This is a genomic window from Streptomyces shinuiensis, assembly GCF_043660855.1.
Taxonomy (GTDB): domain Bacteria; phylum Actinomycetota; class Actinomycetes; order Streptomycetales; family Streptomycetaceae; genus Streptomyces.
Window position 1 is genome coordinate 5770493 of the sequence record NZ_JBIHML010000001.1, and the last position, 25362, is coordinate 5795854.

Genomic DNA, 25362 nt, shown 5'->3' on the forward strand with positions numbered 1-25362 from the left:
GCGGGCGCCTGGCCCGCATTCGCCCTCATCACCGCGGCCTACACCCTCGCCGGCCTGCTGCCGTTCCGCGTGGACTTCCCCCACCGGCCCCTTCACGGGGCCGCCCCCAAGCTCGGGGCGCGAACACCGAGGGCATGCGCTACGTCCGCGCGAACTCCTGGCTGAGGATCCTGCTGCTGAGTTTCGCCGCCGTCAACCTGCTGATCGCCGGCCCTGCCGTCACCCTGGTGCCGGTCCTCGCGGAGGCACGGCTCCAGGGATCCGCCACCACCCTGGGGCTGCTGGCCGCGTACGGTGCCGGCGCGGCCTCGCCGCCCTGGGAACCGCCCGAGCCGTCCCCGGCGACCACAGCCGGGCGCTGCTGCTCTACCTGGCCTTCATCTGCTCGGCCGCCAGCCTCGCAGCGCTGAGCCTGGTGAGCGCGCTGCCCCTGGCACTGTTCCCGTACGCCCTGGCAGGCGCGGCGGGAGAGTACGGCAATGTCGTCTGGGTCACCGTCCTGCAGCGCCGGGTACCGCGCGAGCTCATCGGCCGCACCTCCTCACCCGACTGGTTCCTCTCCCTCAGCCCGGTGCCGCTGTCGACCGCGCTTTCCGGCACGGTGGCCGAGGCAGTGGGTGCAGGAACCCTGCTGCTGTGGTGCGGAGGAGGATGCGTCCTGCTGCTCGCCGTCGTCCTCTGCCGTGCCGACCGTGACACGGGGGCCGACGCGCCCATCGGCGCCGTGGACCATCGCCACGCGGACGAGGCCACGTGAACGCTGCCGGTGTGCCCTTGGTTCGAGGTGTCGGCCTCGTGTTGCCAGGAAGTCATCTCATTTGGTGAGTCGCCGGTAGCAGATGAGGGTGCAGGCGATGCTGTTGAAGGCGAGGAAGTGCTCGGCCTTGCGCTCGTAGCGGCGGTGGAGCCGGCGGCAGCCGGTGAGCCGGGCCATGGTGCGTTCGATGGCTCAGCGGTGCCGGCCCGGCCGCTGCGAGGTCTCGATGCCCTTGCGGGCGATGCGGTGCCAAATGCCCCGCTGGGACAGCCATCGCCGCAGGTGAGCGTAGTCGTAGCCCTTGTCCGCGTGGAGCTTGCCGGGCCTGCGCCGACCGCGGCGGGAGCGGATCGGGGGTGTGCCCTGCACCAGCGGGATGAGGGCCTGGCCGTCGTGGGTGTTGGCCCCGGACGGCCAGAACGATGCTGTGGGCAGCTGCTGCCAGGTACACCCCCGAGGTGGCCACGAAGATGATCGCGGCCGGCACCTCCCGGTCACCGTGCCGACGCGGCCGCCGTCCTGCGGCCGCATCGGCGCCTCCGGCACCACCCGCTCAACGATCCCTGTCACGGCCAAGAGCCTGCCCAGCCGAATGAGATGAGCTCTGAGGGCTCCGCCGTATCCGCCAGCGCCCTCAGGCCCGCTGCGCGCCAAGAGCGGCACAAGCCCCTTCGCCATTGCCGCGCACCGCTCGTCCTTCGCATACGGCACCATGATGGCGAACGAGACGTCCGACATGCGGCTGGACCGCAAAACGCCCAGGAGCAGGACAGGGGGCGGCCGACTCGGAATCTCTTCAGGCGCCGGGACGGGCGCGGGGGACCCAGCCGTTGGCGGCTCCTGTACGGATCAGGTCCTGTGCGTATTGCCAGAGGCCTGCGGAGGCGTCCTTGATCACGGACTTGCGGGCGAGCACGTCCTGCTCGGTGACTCCCGGGGTGCGCCAAGTCCCGCCGCGGTTGCCGTAGTTCAGAAGCAGGGGCTGGAGCCGGTCCATGGCCTTGGCGAATCGTGCCTCAGGGGTGCTGCGTTCCTCGAACTCGTCCCACAGGGAACGGAAATAGTCCCGTTGGTCGGGAGGCAGGAGGGCGAAGAGCTTGTCCGCTGCCTGTTGTTCCCGCGCTTCCTGGTCGGCGGCGGCCTCATTGTCGTACAGGAAGGTGTCTCCGGCGTAGATCTCCACCAGGTCGTGGAGGACTACGAGGGCCAGGACCTTGCTCGTGTCGATGGGTTCGTCCGCGTATTCGGCGAGTACCAGGGTCATCAGGGCGAGGTGCCAGGAGTGCTCGGCGTCGTTCTCCTTGCGGTCCGCTGCCAGCAGCGGGCTCTGCCGGAAGATGTCCTTGAGCCGGTCCACCTCGATGATGAACTCGATCTGGCGGCGCAGTCTGTCGGGGGTGCCGTCGGGCTGCTGGACCGATGTGGCGAGCAGGGGGGTGTCGTCGTTGGGCATGGCAGGCTCCTTGAGGGGGTTCATACGTGTGCTGTTCAGAGATTGAGGTATTGCAGGAGGACGCTGGCCGTGAGGACCAACGTCGTCACCCACAGAGCGGGACGCGGTCGTCGGCGGCTGAGTACGCTCGCGGCCGTGCTCACAATGAAGGCCACGGCCATGGCCTGGTCGATCGCGAGGGTGACGATCGTGACACCCACGGCAGTTGCTGTGACGGCCAGACCCAGGCTGTCCACTCCACCTGAGCGGGGTGAGGTGAGCATCTTGACCGCCACGAAGACCAAAGCACCGGTGGTGGCTTCGACGGGGACGTGGGCCAGGAGGGGACCGAGGAACAGGCAGGAGAACAGGAGCAGTCCGGTGACGATCGCCGCGATCCCGGTGCGGGCGCCGGCGCGGATGCCGACCGCGCTCTCCACGAAGGCCACGAAGCTGGAGGATCCGGTTGCGGATCCGGCAACGGTGGCGCCGGCGTCGACGAGCAGTACCTGACGCATGCCGGGCACCTGTCCGTTGACGTCCTGCAGGGGGGTGCGCGCCGACAGGCCCACCACTTTGGCGATGCTGCCGAAGAAGTCGAGGGCGAACAGCACGATGACGATGCTCCACGCCCTCGGGTCGGTGATGACGGTGAGGTCGAAGCGGAGTAGTGCGGCGCCGCTGCCGTGGACGCCGTCGTGGACGGCCTCGGTGCTGATGCCCGCATACGCGCAGTACAGCGCGGCGGCTGCGATGCCGCCCAGGCCCGCTGCGGCACGGGCGTCCAGGGCGTCCAGGACCAGGGCGACAGTGAGGCCGATGTACAGGGCGATGGCGGGTGGCCCCGTCCAGTCGCCCAGGCCGGACAGCCGTCCGTCGGACGTGGTGACGAGGTGGGCGATCTGCAGGCCGATGAGGCCGATGAACGTGCCGACCGCAGCGGCGAGCGCCGAACGCATCTGCGGGGGGATCGCGTTGATCACGGCCTCGCGCAGTCGCAGCAGGGACACCGCGAGCATCGCGATGCCGGACCAGAACACCATTCCCAGTGCCTCGGGCCAGGTGTAGGCAAGGGTACCGACCACGGAGAAGGCGATCATCGCGTTCATCTCCATGCCGGGTGCCACGGCGAAGGGGAGCCGCGCCCACAGTCCCATGGCCATGGTGGCGAGGCCGCCGACCGCTGCCGTCGCGAAGAAGGCGGCGGCGTGGGGGATGCCTCCCTGGCTGAGGATGGCCGGGTTGAGGACCACGATGTAGGAGAGGGCCAGGAACGTCGATATCCCGGCGAATATCTCGCGGCGCCAGGTTGATCCCCTCGCGCTCAGGGAGAAGTACCGGTCGACGGCTCCGTGGCCGGAGACGGGGGTGTCTGAGACCGGCTTCGGCCTGATTCCTGGGCGGTCAGGCGCGGTCACGTCGTTGTCCGCGTGGTGGAAAGGTGGGGGTGACGGGGCTGATGGTGTCTCCGACGTCGCCCAGCAGTACCTGGTCGGGTGCGTCCGGTTCCACGGCATAGAACTTTCCGTTCAGTGCCCCGGACACGTGACCGACGTGGAGGGTCAGCGACACCTCCAGTTGTTCGGCGTACCTCGCCAGGGCGAGTGCGCCCTGCCGGGTGGAGTGGCAGGTGAAGATCTCGACGTCGGCTCCCGGCCGGAGTGTCAGCTGCAGCATCGCCATGAGGGTCACTCCGCTGGCCACGACGCCGTCGACGATGACCAGCCGGTCTGCCTGCGAGGGCAGCCACTCGTCTACACCGACAAGCAGTCCCCCGGCCACCGGCATCCGCTTGGCGTGTGGTGTCCAGCCCCGCTTCCGGGGCAGGACGTCGAGGCGTTCGGCCAGGATGCGCCCCTCGCGCTCCGGCGCGATGACCGTCGTTCCCGGTTCGGAGGCGCCGTGCTGCGCTTGGACGGGAAGCATGCCGTAGATGTCGAGGAGCGCCTGTAGGTAGCGGCTGCGATCGGCCTCATGGTGTTCGGGAAGGTTGGCGACCGCGGTGACGGTGGACATCCGCTCGATCACTGCAGGATTGGTGGTGGACGCGACATGTATGGTGTCCGGCAGCGCGCCGGGGGCGTGCAGCGACTCCAGCAGTCGGGGGCCGAAGTGGACCAGGTGGCTGAAGTACGTGTCGTGTGCCTTCTCGAAGTCGTCCACCGTCTGCCGGGCCTGCGGGAGGAGTCCGGTCCTGTCGAGTAAGCGGGCAGTGTTCATCGATGACCTCCGGTCCTGTGCTGTGAAGGCTGGTCTTGTCGCGACACCGGGGCGGGCTGTCGCCCTGTACGGGCGAGGAGGAACAGCGCCGATGGCGCGGCCGTCGCGGCGATGACCGCGGTGACGCAGAACGTCCGGACGAAGTCCGGGCTTGCCGGGTGCTCTCCGTGGAGCAGGACGAGCAGCGCCAGGCCGATGGAGCCGCCGATGTACTGCGCCGTTGTCATCAGGGCGCTCCCGGTCGCGTTGCTCGCCTGCGGGAGGTCACGGGTTCCGGTGATGAACATTCCGGTGAATGCCATTCCCTGTCCCAGGCCGCTGAGCAGTAGTCCCGGCAGGATGCCGGGCACGTAGCCGCCCTTGGTGCCGACGGCCAGGGCGAGTACCAGAAGGCCGGCCGCACCGGTGAGGAACGCCGTGGACAGCAGCCTCCGCAACGGCAGTCGGCTGGCCAGTCGGCCGGCCACGGTGTTCCCCACGGTGATGGCACCGGCCAGTGGGAGGAAGGCCATGCCCGCAGCGAGCGCGCTGTAGTCCCGTACGTCCTGGAGGTACAGGGTGACGAGGTAGAACTCCGCTCCGAAGCTCGCCATATACAAACCCGCTACGAGACAGGCCACTTGAAGGGTCCGCACGCGCAACAGGGCGCGGGGCACCAGCGGCCTGCGCCGTTTCTGGCTGAGCGCGAGGAGTGCTCCGGCCAGGAGCGCCACTGCTAGTGCGGCGGCAACAACGGGGAGGGAGGGCTGGGCGCGGGAGAGTTCGGTGAAGGCAAGGACCACGGCCACGACCGCGGCGCAGGCCGAGAGCGTGGCCGTGCTGGCGACGGGAGCCCGGGCCCCGGTGGCGGTGGAACGGACCGCGTTCCCGGCGGCGAGCAGACAGACCGCCACGATGGGGATGTTGATCCAGAAGATCCACTGCCAGGAGGCCGCCGCGAGGATGCCTCCGCCAGCCGTGACCCCGAGGGCGAGCCCGACCGCCCCTGTGGTGCCCCACACGCCCAGGGCCCGGTCGCGCTCCGGGCCTGCTGGGTAGGCGGAGCTGAGCAGACCCAGCGTCGCGGGCACCAGCAGGGCCGCCGCCACCCCTTGTCCGGCACGCGCGGCGATCAGCACCGCGGCGGAAGACGAGAGTGCGGCACCGACCGAGGAGGCAGCAAAGAGCAGCTGAGCGGTGAGGTACACCCGGCCGGCGCCGAAGATGTCCGCCAGTTGCCCGCCCAACAGCAGGAATCCGGCGAAGAAGATCGCGTACGCGCTCACGATCCACTGCAGTGCGACTGCGGAGAAATGGAGGCTTGTCCCGATATCGGGCAGCGCGACGTAGATGATGGAGAAGTCGAGCGCCACCAGCAGCTGTGCCCCGGCCAATGCCGTCAGTAAGCGGGCACCTGGCGTCGGATGGGGGGAAACGGGCACGGTCGGTCAGCCTCCGTAGGTCAACTGGTCAGCCCAGGGCGGTGAGCGCCGCGATGAACACGTCCCAGAACCGTTCGGTGTCCAGCCGCGCCGCCACCTGGGCGTTGGGGATCCTGCCTGTGACACCGTAGAGGTCGATCACGGTTGCGCCGCGGGTGAACTCCCCGTGCAGTTCGATCGAGACGGGGGCCTCGACGCATTCCACGAGGCTCTCATCGAGCACGCGGGCGATGGCGACGGGGTCGTGCAGCGGCGCGTCGGGCAGGTCCCAGATCTGGTCGTAGGTGCCGGAGCGGAATTCGAGGAGGGCTGCGGACGCCTTGCTGATGTGCGTGCCCACGTCGGTGATCCGCTGCAGCACGTCGCGGGTGACCGACGCCTGGTGCGTGACGTTGAGGCCGCAGTACGTCAGGGGGATGCCGCTGGCGAGTACTTCGTGGGCGGCCTCGGGGTCGACCAGGACGTTGTACTCCGAGTAGGGCAGGGTGTTGCCGCGGTGCGTGGCCCCTCCCATGCACACGATTTCCTTGATCTTCTCCTTGTCCTGCGGGTGGAGGGCGAGGAGTCCCGCGATGTTCGTCTGGGGTCCGGTGACCACCAGGGTGAGGGGCTCGGGGCTGTCCGCCAGCAGGTTGTGGATGAGATCCACGGCATGCGCGGAGTGGAGCAGGACCTCCGGCTCCGGGAAGTCCCAGCCGTCCAGACCGGTTTCGCCGTGCACGTCGTCGCCGACCAGCAGCCTGCCGGTGAGCGGCTTGGGGTATCCGGCGGCGACGGGCACGTCGAAGGCTTTGGCGAGGGAGCACATGCGCCGTGCGTTCAGGGCCGTCTTCTCCACGGTCTGGTTGCCCGCGCTGGTGGTGACCGCTTTCAGATCCACGCGGGGATCGCCGACGGCAAGCAGGATGGCCATGGCGTCGTCGTGGCCGGGATCGCAGTCCAGGATGATGGGGGTGGGCATGGGGACTCCAGGTGTTCGATCGGGGGTCTGCGGCAAATCGGCGTCCCCGCTTCGGCGGTGGCGGCGCCGGCCTGGTCATGCCGCATGGGCGAGGGTCTGGTAGAAGGCCAGGTGGCGCTGGCCGGCGGTCGCGAAACCGTCGCGGAGGTGTTGCGCCAGGGCGCGGTCACCCGCCGTCGGCACGACCGGCGGGCGCTGCGCGGCCTCTCTGAGTGCACTGGTCAGTGCCTGGACATCGCCGGCGGGGACGATGGTGGCGGCCGAGTAGTCGCTGAGCAGCAGCGGCAGGTTCCCGGAGTCGCTGGCGATGACGCGTCGTCCGCAGATGACGGCCTGCGCGACGGAGAGCGAGAAGGGCTCTCCGTGTGCGCCTCGGTCGATGGTCGGATGGATGATGATGTCGCTCGCGCGGATGGCGGCCCAACTCTGCTGGGGACGGTAGTGGGTGAAGTGCACGCGTCCCTTTTCCTGCCAGACGCCGGCCCGTTCCAGGAGGGATTCGGGGATGCCGGGCGGCCAGATGAGGTGCTGGGTTCCCGCGTGGACGAAGTGCAGATCGGCGCCTTCGTCCAGCAGGGTCAAGGACGCCTCCAGGCTCAGGTGGGAGCCCTTCCAACGGGTCATCCTGCTGGGTTGCAGCACTCTGGTGCCGCCCGCCCCGGGGAGCCGGAAGGGGGCTTCTTCCAAGGGCAGGGCGAGCGCGAGGACGGTGACTTCGGCATCGGGCAGCCTGTGCCTGACCTCGTCGGCGACGAAGGTGGAGTGGGCGACCAGGGGGCCGGGGAGCGTGGCGAGGAACTCCCATTGTTCGGGGCGCTCGTCGATGTTGTGCAGGTCGAGGACGAGGCGGCCGCGCCACCGGCGCTCACGCAGTCGCTCCACGACGGTGGTCACGACCTCGGGCCTGTGCCACTGCGGGTTGTGCCAGTGCACGATGTCGGCGTCCAGGCACCGCTCGGCGAATGCGGTGGCACGGTCGGGGACGAAGGGTTCGTCGATGTCGAGGGCCGGGTCGTAGTCACAGCCGGGTGAGTGCTGTGTGCCGACGACGGCCTGGATCTCGCACGTCAGGGCGCCGAGCTGGCCGACGACCGCGTTCAGATGGCTCTCTACACCACCGGTGACCGGTAGTCCGGTCCAGTGGACGTGGACGATTCGCACAGCTCGTCAGTCCTTCCCGGACGCCGGAACGTCCTCGGCCAGCCGGAAGCCCATCGCGTACAGCGATCGTGGGTAGGGGCCGTGCCGGCGCTGGCATCTGGCCAGATCACGGAACCGGTTGAAGGCTCCGCCCCGGGCGATGCGGTACGCGCCGAGCCTCACGTACAGGTCGTCGTGCACCACTTCCCCGCCCGGGTAGGGGCCGTAGGTGCTGCTGGTGTACTCCTCGACGTTGCCCGCCATGTCCAGGGCGCCGCACCATGACCGGCCCTCGGGGAAGGCCCCGACCGGGCTGGTCATGAGCAGGCCGGTTTCCAGTGTGTTGGCCGCCTGGGCGCTCCAGGTGTCGCCCCAGGGATGGCGCAGTCCCTCCGGCCCTGCTGCGGCGTATTCCCATTCCTGCTCGGTGGGCAGACGAAAGCGGCGGCCGGTGCGACGGCTGAGCCAGTTCGCGTAGGCGTCGGCGCTTTGTGCCGTGACCGTGTAGACGGGGTGGTTGGAGGCAGCGGGGTCGAACCGGCCGTAGTTCCAGTTGCTCGGGATCTCGGAATGGCCGGTGTCCTTGAGGAAGACTGCGAACTCGTCGTTGGTCACCGGGTATTTGGCGATGTTGAAGGCCGGGATCCGGAGTGTGTGGCGGGGGCATTCCTTCTCCACCCAGGACCGCTGCACGCCGAACTGGGCGGCGTCGGCGTGCAGTGCGTCGACCTCGCTGTCAGGCGTTCCGAGGAGTGCTCGGCCTGCGGGGATGTGCAGCATGTCCGGGGCGTTCCAGCGAATTCGGGGGTCGCCCGCGAGGGCCAGGGCGGTTCCGGCCGCCAGACGGTGTTCGAGGGGGAGCGACGCGTCCCCGACCAGGCCGGCCAGCTGGGTCGGCGGATGGCCGGCCACCTGGGCGAAGTGATCAAGGCGCTCCGCTCTGGGTTCCACGTAGCCTTCGGGCAGCCCCATCGCTGCTCTGTCGGTCAGGGAGTTGATGTCGGCGTCGACCAGGTTCGCGTGCACGATGTGGGACGTCACGTCGCTCCTACTTCCTGCGGGCGGATTCCGGCTCCAGAACCGTGCGTACGTCCTCACCGAGCTGTCGCGTGCCGAGGACGCGGAAGTTCGGTGCCACGCCGCAGGACGGCACGTCGAGACCGCGGATGGCGGGTGCGCCGTCCTGTCCGAGCAGCCTGGCGGCGCTGTACCAGATGATCCGGTCCACCAGTTGCTCGGTCAGAAGGGCGCCGGCCAGTGTGGCGCCTCCCTCGACGAGGAGCGACCGGATGCCCCTGTCGTACAGCTCGTGCAGGGAAGCGGTGAGGTAGTCCGGGCCGGGTTCCACGGTGATCAGCTCGGCCTCCCCCAGGGGCTTGCCCCCCGCTGACCGAGTGGTGAGGATCCAGGTGGGGGCCGTGCCGTCGGAGGCGAGGCGCGAGTCGGCAGGGGTGCGCAGCCGACGGTCGAAGACCACCCGGACCGGCTGTCGTGCCCTGAGGCGGCCGGCGGCGCTGCGGGCGGTGAGCTCGGGATCGTCGATCAGAACGGTGGTGCTGCCGACCGCGATCGCGTCCACCCTGGCCCGCAGCAAGTGGGTGTCCCGGCGTGCCGGTGGGCCGGTGATCCAGCGGCTGCTTCCGTCGCGCGCCGCGATCCGCCCGTCGAGCGTGGCCGCGAGTTTGAGGGTGACGTGCGGCCGCCGGGTGACCGCAGAGGTCAGCCAGGCGTGGTTGACCTCTGCGGCGCGCTCCTCGAAGAGCCCGGACCGGACATCGACTCCGGCTGCCCGCAGTGCTGCCGGGCCCTCGCCGGACAGGGTGGGATCGGGGACCGCGAAGATCACTCGGCGGATCCCGGCGTCGAGCAGGGCCTGGGTGCAGGGGCCGGTACGCCCCTGTCGGCTGCAGGGTTCCAGGGTGACCACGGCGGTGCCGCCCTCGGCGAGGGATCCCGCCGCGCGCAGTGCGTGGACCTCGGCGTGCGGCGCCCCGGCTTTTTGGTGCCAGCCCTCGCCGACCTGTCGGCCCTCACGGTCGAGGACCACTGCCCCGACGACCGGGTTCGGCGCCACGGTGCCCAGTCCGCGCCGGGCCAGCGACACGGCCCGCGCCATCGCGGCCCGCTCCCCGTCGGTGAAGGTCTGTCCGTCCTCGGAAGAATCGGGTGTCACGGTGCCCCCTGCCTCGAGACACCGACGGGAAGTCCGGTGGGCGGACCCGTCGTGCCCAGTGCGTCGAGGTGGCCCATCAGCCGGTCCTTGACCTCGAGGTATGCCTCGTTGAAGGGAGTGCGGAAGCCTCCGAGCGGGACCCGGTCCTCGACCACGACCCCCTGGGCGGCGAGTTGTCCGACCTTCTCCGGGTTGTTGGTCATGAGGCGGACCCGGGTGATGCCCAGATGCCGCAGGCAATCGGCGGCCATCCGGAAGTCACGGCCCTCCGCCGGGAAGCCGAGGGCGAGGTTCGCGCTGATGGTGTCGTGCCCCGCCGCCTGCAGCGCGTAAGCGCGAATCTTGTTCGCCAGGCCGATGCCCCGCCCTTCCTGGCGGAGCATGTAGACGAGAACTCCGTTGTACGACTGGATGATGACGCCCAGGGCCGCGGACAGCTGGGGACCGCAGTCGCACTTCTGCGAGCCGAGGACGTCTCCGGTGAAGCAGGCGCTGTGGATGCGCGCGACCGGCGGGGCGGCGGATTCGCTCCGCGGCGCGACCGTCCGCAGGGTGACCACTTCCTCCGTCTCCTGGCCGTCCGCGCCGACCTGCCCGAAGACGGTCAGCTGCATGCTGGTGGAGCCGACCGGGACGGGGGCACTCGCGAGGCGTGCCACCACCGTCTCATCGGATGTCGTCATCAGGTGGCTCCTACTTGTTCCGGCTGGCGGATTCAACGGCCGCAGGTACGTCGATCCCGTACACACGGCCGTCATAGGAGGAGGCCAGGAACCGTCCCGGTGAACCGGCGGCAGCCAGTGCCGAGATGCCGGCGGTCGTCGGCCGCTCGTCGTACACCCACTCACCGGCAACGGGGTCGTAGACGGCGACCCGGCCGTGGTAGCCGCCCGTCACGATCAGACTGGTGTGCGGGTCGACCGCGACGCACTTGATGCTGTTGCGGTGCGGAGTCGGCACGACTGCCTGCTGCTCCCCGCCAGCGGTCCAGATCCTCAGCGTCAGGTCGCGGCTCACACTGACGAACCGCCCGTCCGGAAGAGCCGCCGCGCCGTTGGCGATGCGCGCGTGTGCCTCGTCGTTGTCGGCGACGAGCTTCAGATCCGGCATGGAGTGCCACCTCGCGGCACCGGTTGCGCACACGCTGAAGAGCACGTCGCCCTGGACGGCCATGCCCTTGACGGCGTTCTCCTGGACGCGGTGCTGGCCGACCAGCTTCAGTCCGGTACCCGCCTCGTCGCGCAGGACGAGCGCCTCACCGGTGTAGGTGCCGACGACCAACACGTCGCCGTCCGATGTCGTGTGCACGACCGCGCAGTTGAGAGGGGAGCGGTGCTGGTACAGCACCGCCCCGGTGGTCGCGTCGTAGAGGGCACCGAGCTGGCCGCCGCTGACGACCGTGCCCGCGACCGGGGTGACGAAGTTGCAGCAACTGCCGAGTTCGGCCGAGATCTCGTCATCGTGCCGGACCGTGCCGCTGTCACCGACCGTGAACCGCCCGAGAGAGGTCTGCGCGACCGCGTTCAGGCCCGGCGTGGGCTCGACACCGGTCAGGTCCCAGCTCCCGCCCTCCCGGTCGAAGACCGCGTAACTCGATCCGAAGGTCCCGAAGACCCAGCGAGTGGCGTCCAGTTTGGCGCAGGACCGCAGCCAGACGTCGGCCGGCACCTCGCTCGTCAGGAGATGGACGGGATCCGTTTTCTCGCTCAGGCGCCACAGCCGCACCGTGCGGTCGTAGCTGGAACTGAGCAGGACGCCCCCCTCGGCATCGTAGGCGAGCCGCTTGATCCCGGCGTCGTGTACACGGTGGCGCCTCGTACCCGACGGGCCGATCAGGATCAGCTCTCCCTCGTCGTTACCGAGCGCGAAGCGGTTCACACCCAAAACCGCGACCGTGTCCGTCTCGACGTCCCCGAGGTCGATGGTGCTCAACAGGGATCCGCTGCCTGCGTCCCAGCGGCGGACGGTTCCGTCGTCGCTGGTGGTCACCAACTCGGTGCCGTCCCGCACCCATTCGACGGACAGGACGTCGGCCTCATGCCCCTCCAGGCGGTGGATCAGCCGTCCGTCCAGGTCGTAGATCCGCGCCATGTGGTCGCGTGAGGCCGTGGCCACCCGTGTCTCGTCGGGCGAGACCACAGTCATCTCCACGTCGTCCTTCTGATCCGTGAGGACCGTGATGAGACGCAGGTCGGGCACGGACCATAAGCGGGCCGAATAGTCACTGCTCGATGTCACGACGATGCGGCCCGAAGCGGAGAACCGGCACTGATTGGCGAGGTGGTCGTGGCGTGCCTCGGTGATGGCGGTGCGGGTCGACGCGTTCCAGAGAATGACCCGGTTGTCGTAGCCGGCGGTCACTACAAGGCCGCCGTGGGCGTCGATTCCACTGATCGGCGATGTGTGCTTAATCATGAATTCTCCTTGTCGTCACGTGTCAGCTCCCGTAAACGGGCACAGGTGTGCCCCCTACGGTGCGATGACGCCAAATTGGTGGTGCGGATGAAGTCCGCTCAATGAAAGGTCAATGAGAGGCGTTCAAATGAAACGCGGATCGGTTTCGAGCCGGACGCAGGTGAGGGACCACATTAGGGTCGAGGAAGGACTGTAGTTTTGGAAAATGCCCAAGTCAACGCCGCCCGGGCAACTGTCTCGTTATCGCGTGCTTCCGTCGATCTGAAAAGCCCTCTGGAACGAGCCAAGATCGTATGAGTGCGTCCCTGACGATACCTGTCACCGCCTGCGAAGACTCGCATATACGCATGATCGCAGCTCCGCCTGTCCACTGCCGAAACCCGCCCGTCGGTGCCGGGCGGATGCCGGTCACGAGCCTTCCGGCAGCCCCGGAATGAGTCAATATGTATCGACCATGTTGCCGAAGAGGCCGCCGCATCCTTCAATGGAGAGGAAGCGATCTTAGGGAGAACGGTGGACGATCTAGACGGCGCACTGCAGTACCTCAGCGGCTCCGGGCCCGAGTTCGGCCCGGGTGTGAGCAACCACGGTCCCATGGCTGCCGAAGCCCTCGGGCAACTCGGGCACACCGACGCGATCGGGGCCTGGGTGTCCTCGTACCGGAAGATCCTCTACGAGGACACGTACGGGCGCTTCCACGAGATCACCCACGACAACTGGCGCCCCGCCCTTGGCAACATGCGCCTCCTCGGGGACTGGACCGAATTCTTCCGGCGGCAACTCGACGGCGCTGCCTGGACCGATGTCCTCGCCCGCTGGTGGCCGCGCCTGCTGCCAGGCTTCGCGGCAGGAGGTGGCCACGGCGTCATCCGCACCGGGCACGCGGTGCGGATGCTGGGGGAGGCCCACACCCCATGGCGTCTCGAGGAACTCGCCCGCGGACTGGGCTACTGGGCCGCCCGGTACCAGGAACTCCCCGAGGAACCGTCGACACCACGCAATCGGGATCTGGCGCAAGCGTGGGAGGCGGTCCCGAGGCTGCGCAGCGATCAGGGCATGGGCATGATCTTCAGGATCCGGCTCGAAACGGTATGGCTCGAACCGGACTTCGCGCCGGCCGTGGACTCCCTGCTCCCCGAGAACGACGCCAACCAGGCGCTGAGCCGGCTCACCCGGGCCGCCGCCGGGAGCTACCTCACGGACGATCACAAGACTCCCATGGCCTTCGTCCACGCGCTCACCACGCCTGCGGCGGTACGCCTGGTCCTGCCGAGCCTGCCCACCGAACTCCACTGGCCCAGCGTCGCCGCCGCCGTGCGTTTCTCGGCAGCCATCCGCAGCGCCTACGGCACCGGGCAACGCGAGCATCACCCCGAGGAGCCGGTTCAGGACTACGCCACACTCGCCGAGCGCGCTCTGGCGACCGAGGACCCGCACGCCATCAAGTACGTGGAAGCCTGCCAGCGCGAAGACAAACTGAACCCCGATCCCGCCTACGCGATCGCAGCGACCGACTGGGTCCGCCGCTGCGAGACCGGCTCCTTCTGAACGCGGCCGGGATCAACAGCCGATGACGACGCGGTCCTGGTGGAACGGCGCTGTGATCTACCACGTCTACCCGCGGAGTTTCCTCGACACCAACGGCGACGGCGTCGGCGACCTGTGCGGCGTTAGCAGTCAGATCCCCTACCTCGCCTCCCTCGGAGTCGACGCGCTGTGGCTGTCGCCCTTCTTCTCCTCCCCCATGGAGGACTTCGGGTACGACATCCGGGATCACACCGCCATCGATCCGCTCTTCGGGGATTTGAAGGACTTCGACGCTCTCATCCGCACGGCGCATAGTCACGGAATGCGTGTGCTGATCGACTACGTGCCCAATCACACATCCAGCGAACACCCGTGGTTCCGCGAATCAAGAACAGGACCGGACAGCCACCGGCGAGACTGGTACACATGGCGAGATCCGGCACCGGGAGGTGGACCACCCAACAATTGGATCACCTTGTTCGGGGAACCCGCATGGACTCAGGACACCGAAAGCGGCCAGTACTATCTCCACTCATTCCTGCCGTCCATGCCCGACCTGAATTGGCGTAACCTCGCCGTCAAGAATGCCATGTTCGATGTAGCACGCTTCTGGCTCGACCGTGGCGTCGATGGATTTCGCGTGGACTGCGCCACGCTTTTAGCCAAAGACCCCGAACTGCGAGACAACCCCCCGGCGCCAACGGGTGCCACGGCCCATCACCGTCCCATGGGTGACTATGACAGCCAGCAACACATTTACGACCAGGCCCATCCGGATGTCCACGAGATCTTCCGCGACTTCCGCAAGCTACTCGACTCTTACGGAGACAGGGCGGGCGATCGTATTTCCTTGGGAGAGGTCCACGAATACGACTGGTCGGTCTGGAGCCGCTACTTCGGCCGCGACCTCGACGAAATCCACCTCCCCATCAACTTCGGCCTGCTGCAGACTCCCTGGCAGGCCCAGGCCGTCAGAGACCTCGTCCGCGCGGTCATCCGCGCGCTCCCCGGCACAGCGGTGCCGACCTGGGTCATGGGCAGCCACGACGACCCGAGGGTTGCCTCACGCGTCGGAATGGCACAAGCCCCCAACGCTATGCTGCTGCTGCTCACCCTGCCCGGCACGGCCATCCTGTACAATGGCGACGAACTCGGCTTACCGGACGCGGACATCGCTCCCGAAGACGTACGGGACCCCTGGGGAACACGCGTCCCTGAACTGAGCCGCGATCCCGCACGCTCTCCCATGCCTTGGAACGACGGCCCGACAGCGGGATTCACCACGTCAGACACAAGTCCGTGGCTCCCCCTGGCGCTTCCCCCTGGAGGCACCGCAGCAGCGCAGGAAGATGATCCCCGGTCCCTACTCAGGCTCACACGGGCGCTGCTGGACTTGCGCCGCCATCATGAGGCCCTCGGACCCGGCCTGATCGAGTTCCTCGACAGCCCCACCGAAGTGCTGGCCTATGTGCGCTCCAGACGCCCAGAGGCTGAAACCCTCTTGATCACGCTCAACTTGACTGATCGCGCGATCAGTATCGGCCAGGTCCTCGGTGACCGCGGCTGGGAACGGCTCCTGTCCACTTGCCCCGCCGCTTCCGTGAGCAGCACCTCGCCGGTTCTGGCTCCCGACGAGGGGACGATCTGGAGACCGAAGTAGTGCCGTAGCAGGCAACGTTTGCCCTGTTGTGATGTGACGCGCCGTCCGCCGTGCCGGGCGGCGCGTGGCCGTCACCCTGTCCGGGTGGCAGAACCGGTACGAGTGCGCGAGATCGACGATGACGAAGGCAGACGGCTGCTTCGGATCATCCGCCGGGGAACCGGGTCGGTGGTGACCTGGCGGCGCGCCCAGATGGTCCTGCTGTCCGCCCAGGGCATACCGGTGACAAAGATCGCCGAGGTGACCTTCACCAGCGCGGACCGGGTCCGGGACGTGATCCACAACTTCAACGCCGACGGCTTCGACTCCCTGTAGCCGAAGTACAAGGGCGGCCGGCCCAAGACCTTCGCCCTGCCCGAGCGCCGCGAGATCAAGAAGATCGCGAAGTCCAAGCCGACCGAACACGACCTGCCCTTTTCGACCTGGAGCCTGACCGAGCTGGCGGACTTCCTGATTGCCGAGGGGGTGGTCGACGACATCAGCCACGAGGGCCTGCGCACCCTGCTCCGCGAGGAAGGCGTCTCCTACCAACGCCTGAAGACCTGGAAGCCCCCCCCGCGACCCCGACTACGCGGCCAAGAAGGCCCGCGTCGAACACCTTGAGGTTGCACCCCGAGCGTGGACACCGGGTTCCATGCTGTGAGGTCGAGGCCAGCGGAGTCGATCAACCGCTGTTCGAACTCGATGGGTGTGAGGTACTGCAGAGCCGAGTACCGACGGCGGTGGTTGTAGTACGAAAGCCAGCGGAACAGACCGAGCCGGGCGTCGGCCTTCGAGGTCCACCGGAGCTGGTGCGTCAACTCCCGCTTCAGCCCCCGGAAGAACGACTCGGCCAGGGCATTGTCGTAGCTGGATCCGACACGTCCCATCGAACGGCGGATGCCGTGCCGGCGGCAGGCCGCAGCGAAGGCCCGACTCGTATATTGCGCCCCGCGATCGCTGTGGAACGCCACACCCGCGACGCTCCCGCCGCGGGCGGCCACGGCCGCTTCCATCGCATCGACGACCAGGTCCACGCGTATGTGATCGGCGATGGACCAGCCGACCACCCGGCGCGAGCAGATGTCGATCACCGTGGCCAGATAGAGCCACGACGACCCGACCGGGATGTACGTGATGCCGCCGCACCGGCGGACATCGAGCGTCGCGGCGGTGAAGTCCCGCTCGAGCAGGTCCGGCGCCGGCGGCGCGGCGCGGTCCCGCACGGTCGTCCGCTTGCGTTTGCGCAGGTGGAGGCCGACGATACCGTGCTCGCGCATCAGCCGTGCCACCCGCTTGCGGTTGATGGGCCGACCTGGGAGAAGTCAGGCTGGTACGGCGGTGCCAGTTTCGGCATCCGCTGATCCTCAGGGCGGTGCCCGGGGTGACGGCCTCCCGACGGTTCACCGAGTGGACCGAGGCCCGGGTGTGGGTCAAGCTCCACCGCCTGATCCTGGACGAACTCGGCTCCCGGGGCGAGCTGGACTGGTCACGGTGCGCGATCGACTCCGTCAGCGTCCGGGCCTTCACGGACGGCGCCGGTGATGCCGAGCTCGCGCATGAGGCGTTCGACGGTGCAGCGGGCCACCGTCCAGCCCTGGCGGTTCAGGTGCCGCCAGATTTTCCTCGCGCCGTGGACGCGGTAGTTGGCGTTGTATGCCTCCTGGATCAGGATCTTCAGTTCGGTGTCGCGGACGACGCGGGCCGGGGTGACGTCAGGTGTTTGTGGTGGGCGTAGTAGGTGGACGGGGCGATCTTGCAGTCGTGGTCGGTGAGAATACGGCAGATCGGCTCGACGCCGCCGAAGCGGTCCCGGTGCCCGTCGATGAACGTTACGAGCGCGGATGTGGCCGGTCGAGCTCGGCCGCGAAGAAACTCGCCGCGGCCTTCAGGATCTCGTCGGTCCGCTTCAGCTCGGCGTTCTCCTTCTTCAGCGCCTTGATCCGCGCGGACTCCTCCGTCGTCGTCCCCGGACGCTGCCCGGAATCGATCTGGTCCTGGCGAATCCACTTGCGCGGCGTCTCGCGCGAGCCGAGTCCCAGCTTTGCGACGACCGCGTTGATCGCAGCGGACTCGGTCGGGTAGTCGCCGCGGATCTCGGCGACCATGCGCACCGCGCGCTTGCGCAGCTCAGGCGGGTAGGGAGAAGGTCGTGCCATGACTCGGTCCTTGCATGAAATCGAGTCTCCAGTCGACCCGGAGCGGTTCACCGCTACCGCTCGGCAGGCGTCAGCCCCTACGACACCGCGAGTCCCACCTCAGTGGCTCCGCCGACGAGGTGCCGGTGCAACCCACGGCGGCGTGGCGGCCCGGGAACACGGGCCAGGCCGTGGCGGTATGACGGCCGCGACTCTCCGCGCGGCACCTGGGACCCTCACATGAGACCGTCCTGGTCGCGATCTCTGACGGGCAGGCGCTGCGAGACGTGACCGGAGGGGCCGGGGGCCGGGGAGCGCCGGCCGGCCTCCGGCGAGGACGGTGTCCCTGCCGGAGGCCGACCGTGTGTGCGGAAGGTGTTGATCAGGCCTCCACCTGCGATAGGTTTTTGCCGATCCGGGGCAACGGCGACAGCGCTAGGAGAACCACTACGGATAGCATTCCCAGCGTCAATGCCAGCTGCGCGCTCCGGAAGCCGACCAGCCCGCCCAACAAGCCGCCAAGCAGTGCGCCGATCGGTGTTGCCCCCTGCGCGAGGAAGCGGTTGGTCGCGGCCACCCGGCCTTGGAAGGTATTCGGGGTCATGACCTGTCGGATGGTGCGCATCACGATCGAGTGAGCCAGGCCGAATCCTCCGAACAGAAAATTGATCAGTATCAATGCCGCGACGGAAGGCATTCCGTTGCCGTGTACCAGAGATATTGCTTGCACTATCCCGTTGGCGCCTATGGCGGTGAGGAGGATGGTCGGCCCGTAGCCGATTTTCTGTGGAAGCCACGCGGCAAAGCTCGCGCCGAGGAGCAGGCCGGGCCCGAGGGCGCCGAGCACAATCCCCACGGCGCTGGCCGACAACTCCAGTTCACGGGTCAGGAAAAGCAGGTTGACGGTCTGAAAGCCGGCGAAGAACATGTTGTAGATGCCTGCGACGATTGCCATGATCCGCAGCACTTCGTTGCCGAACACGACGCGGAGCCCGTCGCGGATCTGCATCACCACGCCGCCCACGGTCTTTCCGCTGCCCGTGCCGCCGGTGGCCGGCGTGCGCCACACTGCGATCACCGACACCAAGTAGGCCGCGGCCCCGGCCACAACGGCCAACGGCGCGGTGAGGACCTGCACGAGCGCACCGCCCGCGGCGGGGCCCGCGATGGTCGACGCCGACCGACTGGCTTCCAGGGCCCCGTTGCCCGAGGCCACCTGGTCGCGGTGGATGATCAGCGGCAGCTGGGCCTGTGACGCGATGTCGAACAGCACCGTGCACGTGCCGACGGCGAAGGCGATCAGGTAGAGCCAACCGATGCCGAGCACGCCGGTGATGTGCAGCAGCGGGACCACCCCCAGCAGCATGAGTCGGCCCAGGTCCGCGCCGACCAATATCCGGCGCGGGGAGAACCAGTCGACGAGAACGCCCGCGACCAGCGCCACCACGATGTAGGGAAGCTGGGTCACCGCGGCAAGCAGGCCGACCTGCTCGGAGGACGCGTCCAACGCGAGCACGGCCACCAAGGGAAGTGCCACCTTGGTGAGTTGGCTGCCGAACTCGGAGGCGGTGAGCCCGATCCACAGGTTGCGGAATCCGGCCTGCCCCCAGAGATTGGTACCGGGGGTGTCGTTGACTGCAGTCATGCTACCTCGTCAGTACTTGAGGGTGAATCTGTGTTCCGGAGCCGGTCTCGGACGAACGAGACGAGACGCGGTGCCCAAGCCGTATTCCGGGTGAATGGGGATGTCTTTCCGTCAAGGCGCCCCGTCCTTCGGCGAACAGGCCGTCGAATAGGCTGTGATTAGTTGCGTCGAAATCGGTCACCGACCTGTCTCCTCCGGGTCCGGCCGGGGAACTTCGAGTCGACTGGCGGCATGGATGTTCGCAGGAAACGGCCCACTCCGGACGGTCGATGCCCTAAGAGCGGCCGGGCGGCCGACTGCAATGAACGCGATTTGAGTCGATCGCAGTCGTAAGGAAAAGCGGTATCCGCGGATCATGGCCGGACGAACCATAGCCACGCCTGAGTGAACGGTCAACACCCACTGAGCTCTTTCCATCATCGGTCTGAGCTGGCCAGATGCAGGGTCAGGACGGCTTGGACGAGGCTTGTGATGCGGGTGGTCGAGCAGCGCAGTTTGCGGAGGAGCCGCCAGGACTTGAGGGTGGCGACGGCCTGCTCAACCAGGGCCCGGATCTTGGCGTGGGACCGGTTGACGGCCTTCTGGCCTTGGGAGAGCGTCTCCCAGCGTCCCCAGTACGGGACACGGACCGTGCCTCCGGCGCCTCGGTAGCCCTTGTCGGCCCAGCAGGTGATGCCGGTGGCCGTGAGAGCGGCGATGATGCCGTGCTCGCGGGCGGCCCGGACGTCGTGGACGGCTCCGGGCAGAGCCGGTGAGGTCCACAGCAGCCGACCGGTGGGATCGGCCAGGATCTGCACGTTCATCCCGTGCCCCTTGTGCTTCCCGGAGTAGAAGGGGCGGTCCGCGGCGACGCGGTCGATCGGCAGCAGGGTGCCGTCCAGCAGCACGAACGCCTTCGACGATGCCGTCCGGGCCGCCTCCGCAAGAGTCGGGGCGAGCGCGGCCAGGAGCCCGACGGCCTCGGTGACGTACCGGTAGGCGGTGGTGGTCCCGATACCGAATCCGGCTGCGAGCTGGGCGTACGGGTGGCCGTTGCGGAGATGGGCGAGTGTGAGCAGGGCCTGCCGGCCCGGACTCAGACGCCGCCACCGGGTGCCGAGCTCCCGGCGGCGCTGACGGAGCTTGGCGGACAGGAAGCGCAGGGCAGAGCTGGACACGTCGACGCCGGACGGGTAGACAAGCACACGAAGCCTCTGGTGGAGACGGTTCTTCTTGGTCGAAAACCCATCTGCCAGGGGCTTCACCTGTCTGTCATCCCAACTGACCTGCCCGGCGGCCAGGTTGGAACGGGCTCAGTCGCCTGCGGGTTCTGGACTGTGCCGGGGAGTTCGCCGGCCTCGCGGCGGGTGGTGGTGCGGCTGACGTTGCATGCGGCGGTGGCCTTCTGCTGGGTCAGCATCGGGCGCGTAGTCATGCCCCACATCCTTCTTGCTCGCTTCCGTTGCGTCGGTCCGACCCGTTCGCCCGCTCTGCTCCCCCGGAGGGTCGGTTGGGCTCCGGGTCTGCCGGTGGGCGTACGTGTACAAGGCGGACCCCTTCTCGCACCTTCGATTCGAAGGCTTCTGACTTGCCAAGACGCACTGAAAGCACCCTTAATCGTATTGCCTATGCACCACAACTAAGGGGAGAGTTAGCTTCTGCCTTCGATTCGAAGGTATGTTGAGGCGCACCGTACGGCGAGCCTACTCGTCGGGCGGGGCTTGTGCGGTTATGCCCGTGGCCGTGTACGGGGGCTGTTCAGGGGCCGGACGGGCAGGTCTCTGAGCAGCCGCCGCAGGGCGATCCAAGGGGGATCTTCCGGTGAAGTAGCAGGCCGTCTTCCTTGATGGCTCTGTGAGGGGCAGGTCGGGAAGGCCGGGCAGGGGGTTGCGCGGTTAGCCCTCTCCTCCCTCACTGTGCTGCCTGCTGTAGTGGCTCGCCCCCGGATCACGCGTGAGGGCGAGCGTTTCCGCCGCATGCAACCACAACAAGGTAAGTGGCGCCGGTGTGTGCCCGCGCGCCCTGACTCAGACGAAGGAGACTGTGATGCCCGTCGCTCCGCAGAACCGGCAATATCCGCAGCCACCCGTGCCGCCCTCGTCTCCGAGGCCAGCGGTTCCGAGTTCGGGGGTGGCGGCGCTCGTTGGTGTGGTGGTGCTGGCGGTGGCATTCGTCGGTTATCTCGTCGCCCGGCACCCCTCGCTGAACGCGCCGGTGGTGGCCGCGGCCACCGTGGGGACGATGCTGGTGGCTGTCCTCGCGCTGGTGCTGCGCCGCTGACGGAGGGCCGGGGCTGCGCTGCCGTCTCATTGTCGCGCCAGCGCGCCCAGAGAGGCTGTGGAGAGTTTCCCTAGAGCCCCACGAGGCGGCTTCCGGTCTCCGGCGGTTCCCGGAGGCTGAGCTGCTGGGGGTCGAAGTCGTAGACGTTGCGGCTGCGGTAGTGGTCCTCGAACAGGCTCTGGTGCAGGGATGCTTGGAGACTTCGGCCAGGCCGCGTTGGGCGAGTTCATGGGGTCTCGTCGCTGAGGTCGTACCGCTCGCGCCCGCTGCGCGGGGACAGCCACACCTTCTTTTCCTGGCCCCGCTGCTCGTGCAGAAGGATCAGATACATGGCGATCACCGCGCCGGGGAGTTCCACGATCCATCCGTTGGTTCACAACCCGGCGGGGAGTTGGGCGTACAAGTATTCCTCCCGGTCTTGCGAGGTGGTGTGCTGCGGGCGCGCGCACCGGTCAGGTCAGCGGCATCACCGGCGTCCGCTCGTCCTCGTTCTCCTGGCGGCCCGGGCCGCTGCCAGCGGCCCGATGTTTTCGGGCCGGGTGTAACAGGTGCAGGGGTGCCGGACATCTACCGGGGTGGAGGGCAGATGGAATCGACGATCGAGGAACAGTTCACCGCCTTGTACCGGCGTCACCGGGAGGCAGTGGAGCGGTACGTGCTGCGGCGGGCCGGGCCGCAGGAGGTGGGGGATGTGCTGGCAGAGGTCTTCCTGGTCGCGTGGCGCCGGTTCGACCGGATACCCGCGGACCCACTGCCGTGGCTGTACGGCGTGGCCCGGCGGGTGCTGGCCAACGACCGCCGCGCCGCCCGGCGCCGCACCGACCTGGAGGACTTACTGGCCATCCAGCCGCACCGGCCTGATGCCGGACACGCGGAGGAGGTGGCCGCCCGCACCGACCTGGCCCAGGCCTTCGGCCGGCTCGGCACCGCGGACCAGGAAGTGCTGCGGCTGGCGCTGTGGGAGGAACTGACCCCCGCGGAGATCGCCCGCGTGCTGGGCCAGAGCAGCGTGGCGGTGCGGGTGCGGCTGCACCGCGCCCGCGGCCGGCTGCGCAGGCAATTCCAGGCGCATCCCGCAGCTTCCATCCCGACCAGCACATCCGTCCAGCAGGAGGTCACCCATGCGCGACACTGACAGGCTGCTACGCGACCTGGACCCCGCCCGTGACAGCACCCCGGTGATGAACGACACCGAAGCCGAAGCGCTCCTGGCCCGTATCACCGCCACCCCCCGCCGGCCGCAGCCTGCCCGCGCGCGGACCCGCCGGCGTCCGCTGGTGTGGACTGCGGCAGCCGCGGTCACGGCCCTGGCGGTGGTCGGCGGCATCGGCCTGCTGGACAGCCCCGCCCAGACCCCCGCCTACGCCGCCACCCCGGCCCCGCTCCGCCTGCAGGACCCCGCAGGCACCCCGGCCGCGCAACTGCTCCGGCAACTGGCGGGCAAGGCGGAACAGCAAACGGCCCCGGCCCCACCCCAGGACACCACCGCGCACTTCGAATACGAGATGTGGTCCCTGTTCACCACCATCGACGGTGAGCGGGTCACCTCCGAGGTCGTCCCGCAGCGCTACGAAACCTGGCACCGCCCCGACGGGTCCACCCGCCAGGTCATCACCTGGGACGGCGGCCGGGAGGCGGACGACTTCCCCGCGGGAGAGCAGTCCGCCTCCCGGCCGCCCGCAGACGGGGGCGCGCAAGCCATGAAGGACTGGATTCTCTCCCGCGGCGACGGCCGGGGAGCGGGCGCGTTCCTCAGCCGCTTCAACGAACGCGCTCTGAACACGATCCTGTCCCCGCGCCAGCAGGCCGGAGTGCTACGCGCGCTGGCGACGTTCGACGGGATGGAGTACCACGGCACCGTCCGGGACCGCTCCGGCAGGCCGGGCTTGGCCTTCTCCGTCGACTCCGACTTCGGCGGGCTGCCGAAGAAGCAGACCGTTATCCTCGCCCCGGACACGGGCAAGCTCCTGGCGTACGAGGAGATGCTCACGAAAGACGCCGGGGCGTTGAACGTGAAGATCCCGTCGGTCACCGAGTACGTCACCCACCTCGACCACGGCTACACGCGCGGCGACTGAGCGACGGCCACAGAACCCCTTCCGCCCTCCCGCCGCGTACACGGCAGGAGGGCGGAGGAACAGTGCCGGGGGTCAACGGGCAAGCTAGTTGAAAGTCCGGAAGCAGTCAGCCCGGTTGTCGACGACACCACCGACGTAGCTGTCCTTCATGTGCTTGGACTCAGACCACAGCTGATCGGTGCAGCTGCTGTCGTCGCCGCTGCGGGTCCGCCCGTAGACGCCGATGGTCATCCCCCCGCCGTTGACCCACGAGGATGTCCTGTTGATGAAGTCGTAGTTGGAGAAGTAGACCCGCTCCTCATGAGAGGCGTTCCACTGCAGACGTCGCCCACCGTAGTTCTCGTACTGGTAGAAGCAGTACCAGTCGTTGCCGAACACCTCGGTCGGACAGCCTTCGTGATCGCCGGCCACCCACTCTGCCCACTCTGCGCCGTTGGTGCCCATCTGCGGCTCCCCGGCGAGCTTGGCCTGGAGCTTGCGCGCTGCGGGCGAACTGTCCGGCGCCTTTTCCTCTCCCGGGCGAGGGAAGGACATGATGACGGCTCCGCCCTCCCAGGAGATCTCGTAGGCACTGATCTGCGTGCCCTCCTCGGTGTTGGCGAGCACCTCATCGATGGACTCCTGCAGCGTCCCGGTGGATGCTGCAGGGTCGTCTACCCCAGGCGGCTCAGACGCCTGGGCCTGCGTGATACCCGCCAGGCTCGCGATGGCGGTGACCGCCACGGCAGCGGTACGTAACGAGCGGCGCTTCGTACGCAAGGACTTCCCCCTCATAGATGGTTATTTCGGGCATGCCTGGTAGTACCTCCAGGCGGCTTCTGTGCGTCTGGGGTGCTGTCAGGCGGGCCGGGCGTGAACACTGCATCACTGATCGATCACTCATAGCAATCAGTTTTAGGTCACGTTGATCACAGCACCCCGATTCCCTCCGGCACCGTCCAAGGAGGCGGTCAGAAACAGACGGTCTGACCTGGGCTGATCAAGTCGATGTCGCTCCCGAGTGGATCGCGGTCAAGCCATGCGAGTGCCTCGGCGCCTGTGGTGATCATGGAGTGGCGGTGATCTCCTGGCGTGCAGCTTTGTCTGATACCGGATGGTGCCGATCTGGAAGCCCTTCAGCCCACTATCGCGTGGGAGGTGTTCTCGGTCATGGGCAAACCGGTCGGGCAAGGGGTGTTCGGGGACGTAGCGGGCGCGGTCGGCCGCAGGTGGTCAGCCCGCAGACCAGGGGTGCCTTCGCATGGTGGCCACCGGAAGCTTGCGCCGTCTCGCGCGCGGCCCTATCTGGCCACCGAGTCGGCCGTGTGCGGCCGGAGGAACGTGAGGACACGATGCCCACCGCCCACCCCGCACCGCCTCCGCGGCACCGCTCGCATACCGGGCGGGAAACACCTGGTGCTGCCGGGGCGGCCAGCCCCGCACTCGGCCCCGCTGCCCCGGTCGAATAGCTTCCCCCGGCCACCGATGCGCACTGCGCCTATGCGGCCGGCTGGATCGCCACCAAGCTCCGCTGGCTCCTGACCGCCGACCCCGCTGAACGGTCGGCGCTCGTGAACT

Annotated in this window: 22 protein-coding genes and 6 pseudogenes; 9 read left to right on the forward strand and 19 right to left on the reverse strand. The window is 68.2% G+C overall.

All coding sequences use genetic code 11. The features are described from left to right. Positions 1-134: 134 nt before the first annotated feature. Positions 135-410 (forward strand): hypothetical protein, encoded by a 276-nt coding sequence (locus ACGRHY_RS25985; RefSeq protein ID WP_394637732.1) that lies wholly within the window; start codon positions 135-137, stop codon positions 408-410. Positions 411-415: 5 nt separating this feature from the next. Then, on the forward strand, positions 416-757 hold the full coding sequence (locus ACGRHY_RS25990) for an MFS transporter (RefSeq protein WP_394637733.1): 342 nt from the start codon (positions 416-418) through the stop codon (positions 755-757). Between the two features lie 57 nt (positions 758-814). Here ACGRHY_RS25990 and ACGRHY_RS25995 read toward each other — a convergent pair. From ACGRHY_RS25995 to ACGRHY_RS26050, 12 genes and pseudogenes are all read right to left on the reverse strand, one after another. Then, positions 815-1168: pseudogene (locus tag ACGRHY_RS25995) on the reverse strand (transposase); the annotation flags it as partial. Between the two features lie 18 nt (positions 1169-1186). Further along, positions 1187-1351 (reverse strand): annotated as a pseudogene (locus ACGRHY_RS26000) (transposase); the annotation flags it as partial. A 202-nt stretch (positions 1352-1553) separates the two neighbouring features. Then, on the reverse strand, positions 1554-2210 hold the full coding sequence (locus ACGRHY_RS26005) for an HD domain-containing protein (RefSeq protein WP_394637734.1): 657 nt from the start codon (positions 2208-2210) through the stop codon (positions 1554-1556). 35 nt (positions 2211-2245) lie between these two features. After that, positions 2246-3607, reverse strand: coding sequence for a solute carrier family 23 protein (locus tag ACGRHY_RS26010; protein WP_394637735.1), 1362 nt, complete (start codon positions 3605-3607; stop codon positions 2246-2248). Beyond that, on the reverse strand, positions 3594-4409 hold the full coding sequence (locus ACGRHY_RS26015; protein ID WP_394637736.1) for a hypothetical protein: 816 nt from the start codon (positions 4407-4409) through the stop codon (positions 3594-3596). The genes ACGRHY_RS26010 and ACGRHY_RS26015 overlap by 14 nt, the downstream gene beginning before the upstream one ends. Then, positions 4406-5782, reverse strand: coding sequence for an MFS transporter (locus ACGRHY_RS26020; RefSeq protein ID WP_394637737.1), 1377 nt, complete (start codon positions 5780-5782; stop codon positions 4406-4408). Before ACGRHY_RS26020 ends, ACGRHY_RS26015 begins: the two co-directional genes overlap by 4 nt. A 76-nt stretch (positions 5783-5858) precedes the next feature. Beyond that, a complete protein-coding gene (locus tag ACGRHY_RS26025; RefSeq protein WP_394637738.1) occupies positions 5859-6791 on the reverse strand; it encodes a nucleoside hydrolase in 933 nt (310 codons plus the stop codon). A 75-nt stretch (positions 6792-6866) separates the two neighbouring features. Continuing rightward, on the reverse strand, positions 6867-7952 hold the full coding sequence (locus tag ACGRHY_RS26030; RefSeq protein WP_394637739.1) for a glycosyltransferase family 4 protein: 1086 nt from the start codon (positions 7950-7952) through the stop codon (positions 6867-6869). A 6-nt stretch (positions 7953-7958) separates the two neighbouring features. Further along, a complete protein-coding gene (locus ACGRHY_RS26035; protein ID WP_394637740.1) occupies positions 7959-8972 on the reverse strand; it encodes a formylglycine-generating enzyme family protein in 1014 nt (337 codons plus the stop codon). Positions 8973-8979: 7 nt separating this feature from the next. Beyond that, positions 8980-10104, reverse strand: coding sequence for a bifunctional diaminohydroxyphosphoribosylaminopyrimidine deaminase/5-amino-6-(5-phosphoribosylamino)uracil reductase RibD (gene ribD / locus ACGRHY_RS26040; protein WP_394637741.1), 1125 nt, complete (start codon positions 10102-10104; stop codon positions 8980-8982). Next, the gene (gene ribA / locus ACGRHY_RS26045; RefSeq protein WP_394637742.1) at positions 10101-10787 is read right to left on the reverse strand and encodes a GTP cyclohydrolase II RibA; all 687 of its coding nucleotides are present in this window, start codon (positions 10785-10787) and stop codon (positions 10101-10103) included. Before ribA ends, ribD begins: the two co-directional genes overlap by 4 nt. A 10-nt stretch (positions 10788-10797) precedes the next feature. Beyond that, complete coding sequence (locus ACGRHY_RS26050) at positions 10798-12519, reverse strand: WD40 repeat domain-containing protein (RefSeq protein ID WP_394637743.1); 1722 nt, start codon at positions 12517-12519, stop codon at positions 10798-10800. A 513-nt stretch (positions 12520-13032) separates the two neighbouring features. On the opposite strand from ACGRHY_RS26050, the gene ACGRHY_RS26055 reads away from it, so the two are divergent. The 3 genes and pseudogenes from ACGRHY_RS26055 to ACGRHY_RS26065 form a co-directional block, all read left to right on the forward strand. Further along, the gene (locus ACGRHY_RS26055) at positions 13033-14067 is read left to right on the forward strand and encodes a questin oxidase family protein (protein ID WP_394637744.1); all 1035 of its coding nucleotides are present in this window, start codon (positions 13033-13035) and stop codon (positions 14065-14067) included. A 52-nt stretch (positions 14068-14119) separates the two neighbouring features. Then, positions 14120-15706, forward strand: a complete 1587-nt coding sequence (locus ACGRHY_RS26060) for an alpha-amylase family glycosyl hydrolase (protein WP_394637745.1) — start codon at positions 14120-14122, stop codon at positions 15704-15706. Between the two features lie 84 nt (positions 15707-15790). After that, positions 15791-16307 (forward strand): annotated as a pseudogene (locus ACGRHY_RS26065) (helix-turn-helix domain-containing protein); the annotation flags it as partial. Between the two features lie 34 nt (positions 16308-16341). Here the strand turns inward: ACGRHY_RS26065 and ACGRHY_RS26070 are convergent. Further along, positions 16342-17001 (reverse strand): annotated as a pseudogene (locus tag ACGRHY_RS26070) (IS3 family transposase); the annotation flags it as partial. A 65-nt stretch (positions 17002-17066) separates the two neighbouring features. On the opposite strand from ACGRHY_RS26070, the pseudogene ACGRHY_RS26075 reads away from it, so the two are divergent. Beyond that, positions 17067-17210 (forward strand): annotated as a pseudogene (locus tag ACGRHY_RS26075) (IS5/IS1182 family transposase); the annotation flags it as partial. A 3-nt stretch (positions 17211-17213) separates the two neighbouring features. Here ACGRHY_RS26075 and ACGRHY_RS30290 read toward each other — a convergent pair. From ACGRHY_RS30290 to ACGRHY_RS26100, 4 genes and pseudogenes are all read right to left on the reverse strand, one after another. Beyond that, positions 17214-17844 (reverse strand): annotated as a pseudogene (locus ACGRHY_RS30290) (IS3 family transposase); the annotation flags it as partial. A 361-nt stretch (positions 17845-18205) separates the two neighbouring features. Next, positions 18206-19468 carry an MFS transporter gene (locus tag ACGRHY_RS26090; RefSeq protein WP_394637747.1) on the reverse strand — a complete coding sequence of 421 codons (1263 nt, stop codon included), beginning with the start codon at positions 19466-19468 and terminating at the stop codon, positions 18206-18208. Between the two features lie 416 nt (positions 19469-19884). Beyond that, positions 19885-20652: an IS5 family transposase gene (locus ACGRHY_RS26095; protein ID WP_394637748.1), complete on the reverse strand. Its 768-nt coding sequence runs from the start codon at positions 20650-20652 to the stop codon at positions 19885-19887. Positions 20653-20708: 56 nt separating this feature from the next. Then, positions 20709-20882 (reverse strand): hypothetical protein, encoded by a 174-nt coding sequence (locus tag ACGRHY_RS26100; protein ID WP_394637749.1) that lies wholly within the window; start codon positions 20880-20882, stop codon positions 20709-20711. A gap of 695 nt (positions 20883-21577) precedes the next feature. Between ACGRHY_RS26100 and ACGRHY_RS26105 the strand changes: the two genes are divergently transcribed. Continuing rightward, positions 21578-21727: a hypothetical protein gene (locus ACGRHY_RS26105; RefSeq protein WP_394637750.1), complete on the forward strand. Its 150-nt coding sequence runs from the start codon at positions 21578-21580 to the stop codon at positions 21725-21727. Between the two features lie 226 nt (positions 21728-21953). Here ACGRHY_RS26105 and ACGRHY_RS26110 read toward each other — a convergent pair whose 3' ends face one another. After that, the gene (locus ACGRHY_RS26110; protein WP_394637751.1) at positions 21954-22085 is read right to left on the reverse strand and encodes a hypothetical protein; all 132 of its coding nucleotides are present in this window, start codon (positions 22083-22085) and stop codon (positions 21954-21956) included. 228 nt (positions 22086-22313) lie between these two features. Here ACGRHY_RS26110 and ACGRHY_RS26115 point away from each other — a divergent pair, with 228 nt between their 5' ends. Both ACGRHY_RS26115 and ACGRHY_RS26120 read left to right on the forward strand, forming a co-directional pair. Beyond that, entirely contained in the window at positions 22314-22862 is a 549-nt protein-coding gene (locus ACGRHY_RS26115; protein WP_394637752.1) for an RNA polymerase sigma factor, read from the forward strand. After that, on the forward strand, positions 22849-23805 hold the full coding sequence (locus ACGRHY_RS26120; RefSeq protein WP_394637753.1) for a CU044_5270 family protein: 957 nt from the start codon (positions 22849-22851) through the stop codon (positions 23803-23805). The genes ACGRHY_RS26115 and ACGRHY_RS26120 overlap by 14 nt, the downstream gene beginning before the upstream one ends. Before the next feature lie 84 nt (positions 23806-23889). Here ACGRHY_RS26120 and ACGRHY_RS26125 read toward each other — a convergent pair whose 3' ends face one another. Next, a complete protein-coding gene (locus ACGRHY_RS26125; RefSeq protein WP_394637754.1) occupies positions 23890-24528 on the reverse strand; it encodes a peptidase inhibitor family I36 protein in 639 nt (212 codons plus the stop codon). Positions 24529-25362 lie beyond the last annotated feature (834 nt).

What these genes read in the sequence shown, in the direction of transcription:
- ACGRHY_RS25985 (WP_394637732.1), top strand. Translation starts at nt 135, where the DNA reads ATGCGCTACGTCCGCGCGAACTCCTGGCTGAGGATCCTGCTGCTGAGT.
- ACGRHY_RS26005 (WP_394637734.1), bottom strand. Translation starts at nt 2,210, where the DNA reads ATGCCCAACGACGACACCCCCCTGCTCGCCACATCGGTCCAGCAGCCC.
- ACGRHY_RS26015 (WP_394637736.1), bottom strand. Translation starts at nt 4,409, where the DNA reads ATGAACACTGCCCGCTTACTCGACAGGACCGGACTCCTCCCGCAGGCC.
- ACGRHY_RS26025 (WP_394637738.1), bottom strand. Translation starts at nt 6,791, where the DNA reads ATGCCCACCCCCATCATCCTGGACTGCGATCCCGGCCACGACGACGCC.
- ribA (WP_394637742.1), bottom strand. Translation starts at nt 10,787, where the DNA reads ATGACGACATCCGATGAGACGGTGGTGGCACGCCTCGCGAGTGCCCCC.
- ACGRHY_RS26050 (WP_394637743.1), bottom strand. Translation starts at nt 12,519, where the DNA reads ATGATTAAGCACACATCGCCGATCAGTGGAATCGACGCCCACGGCGGC.
- ACGRHY_RS26090 (WP_394637747.1), bottom strand. Translation starts at nt 19,468, where the DNA reads ATGACTGCAGTCAACGACACCCCCGGTACCAATCTCTGGGGGCAGGCC.
- ACGRHY_RS26100 (WP_394637749.1), bottom strand. Translation starts at nt 20,882, where the DNA reads ATGACTACGCGCCCGATGCTGACCCAGCAGAAGGCCACCGCCGCATGC.
- ACGRHY_RS26115 (WP_394637752.1), top strand. Translation starts at nt 22,314, where the DNA reads ATGGAATCGACGATCGAGGAACAGTTCACCGCCTTGTACCGGCGTCAC.
- ACGRHY_RS26120 (WP_394637753.1), top strand. Translation starts at nt 22,849, where the DNA reads ATGCGCGACACTGACAGGCTGCTACGCGACCTGGACCCCGCCCGTGAC.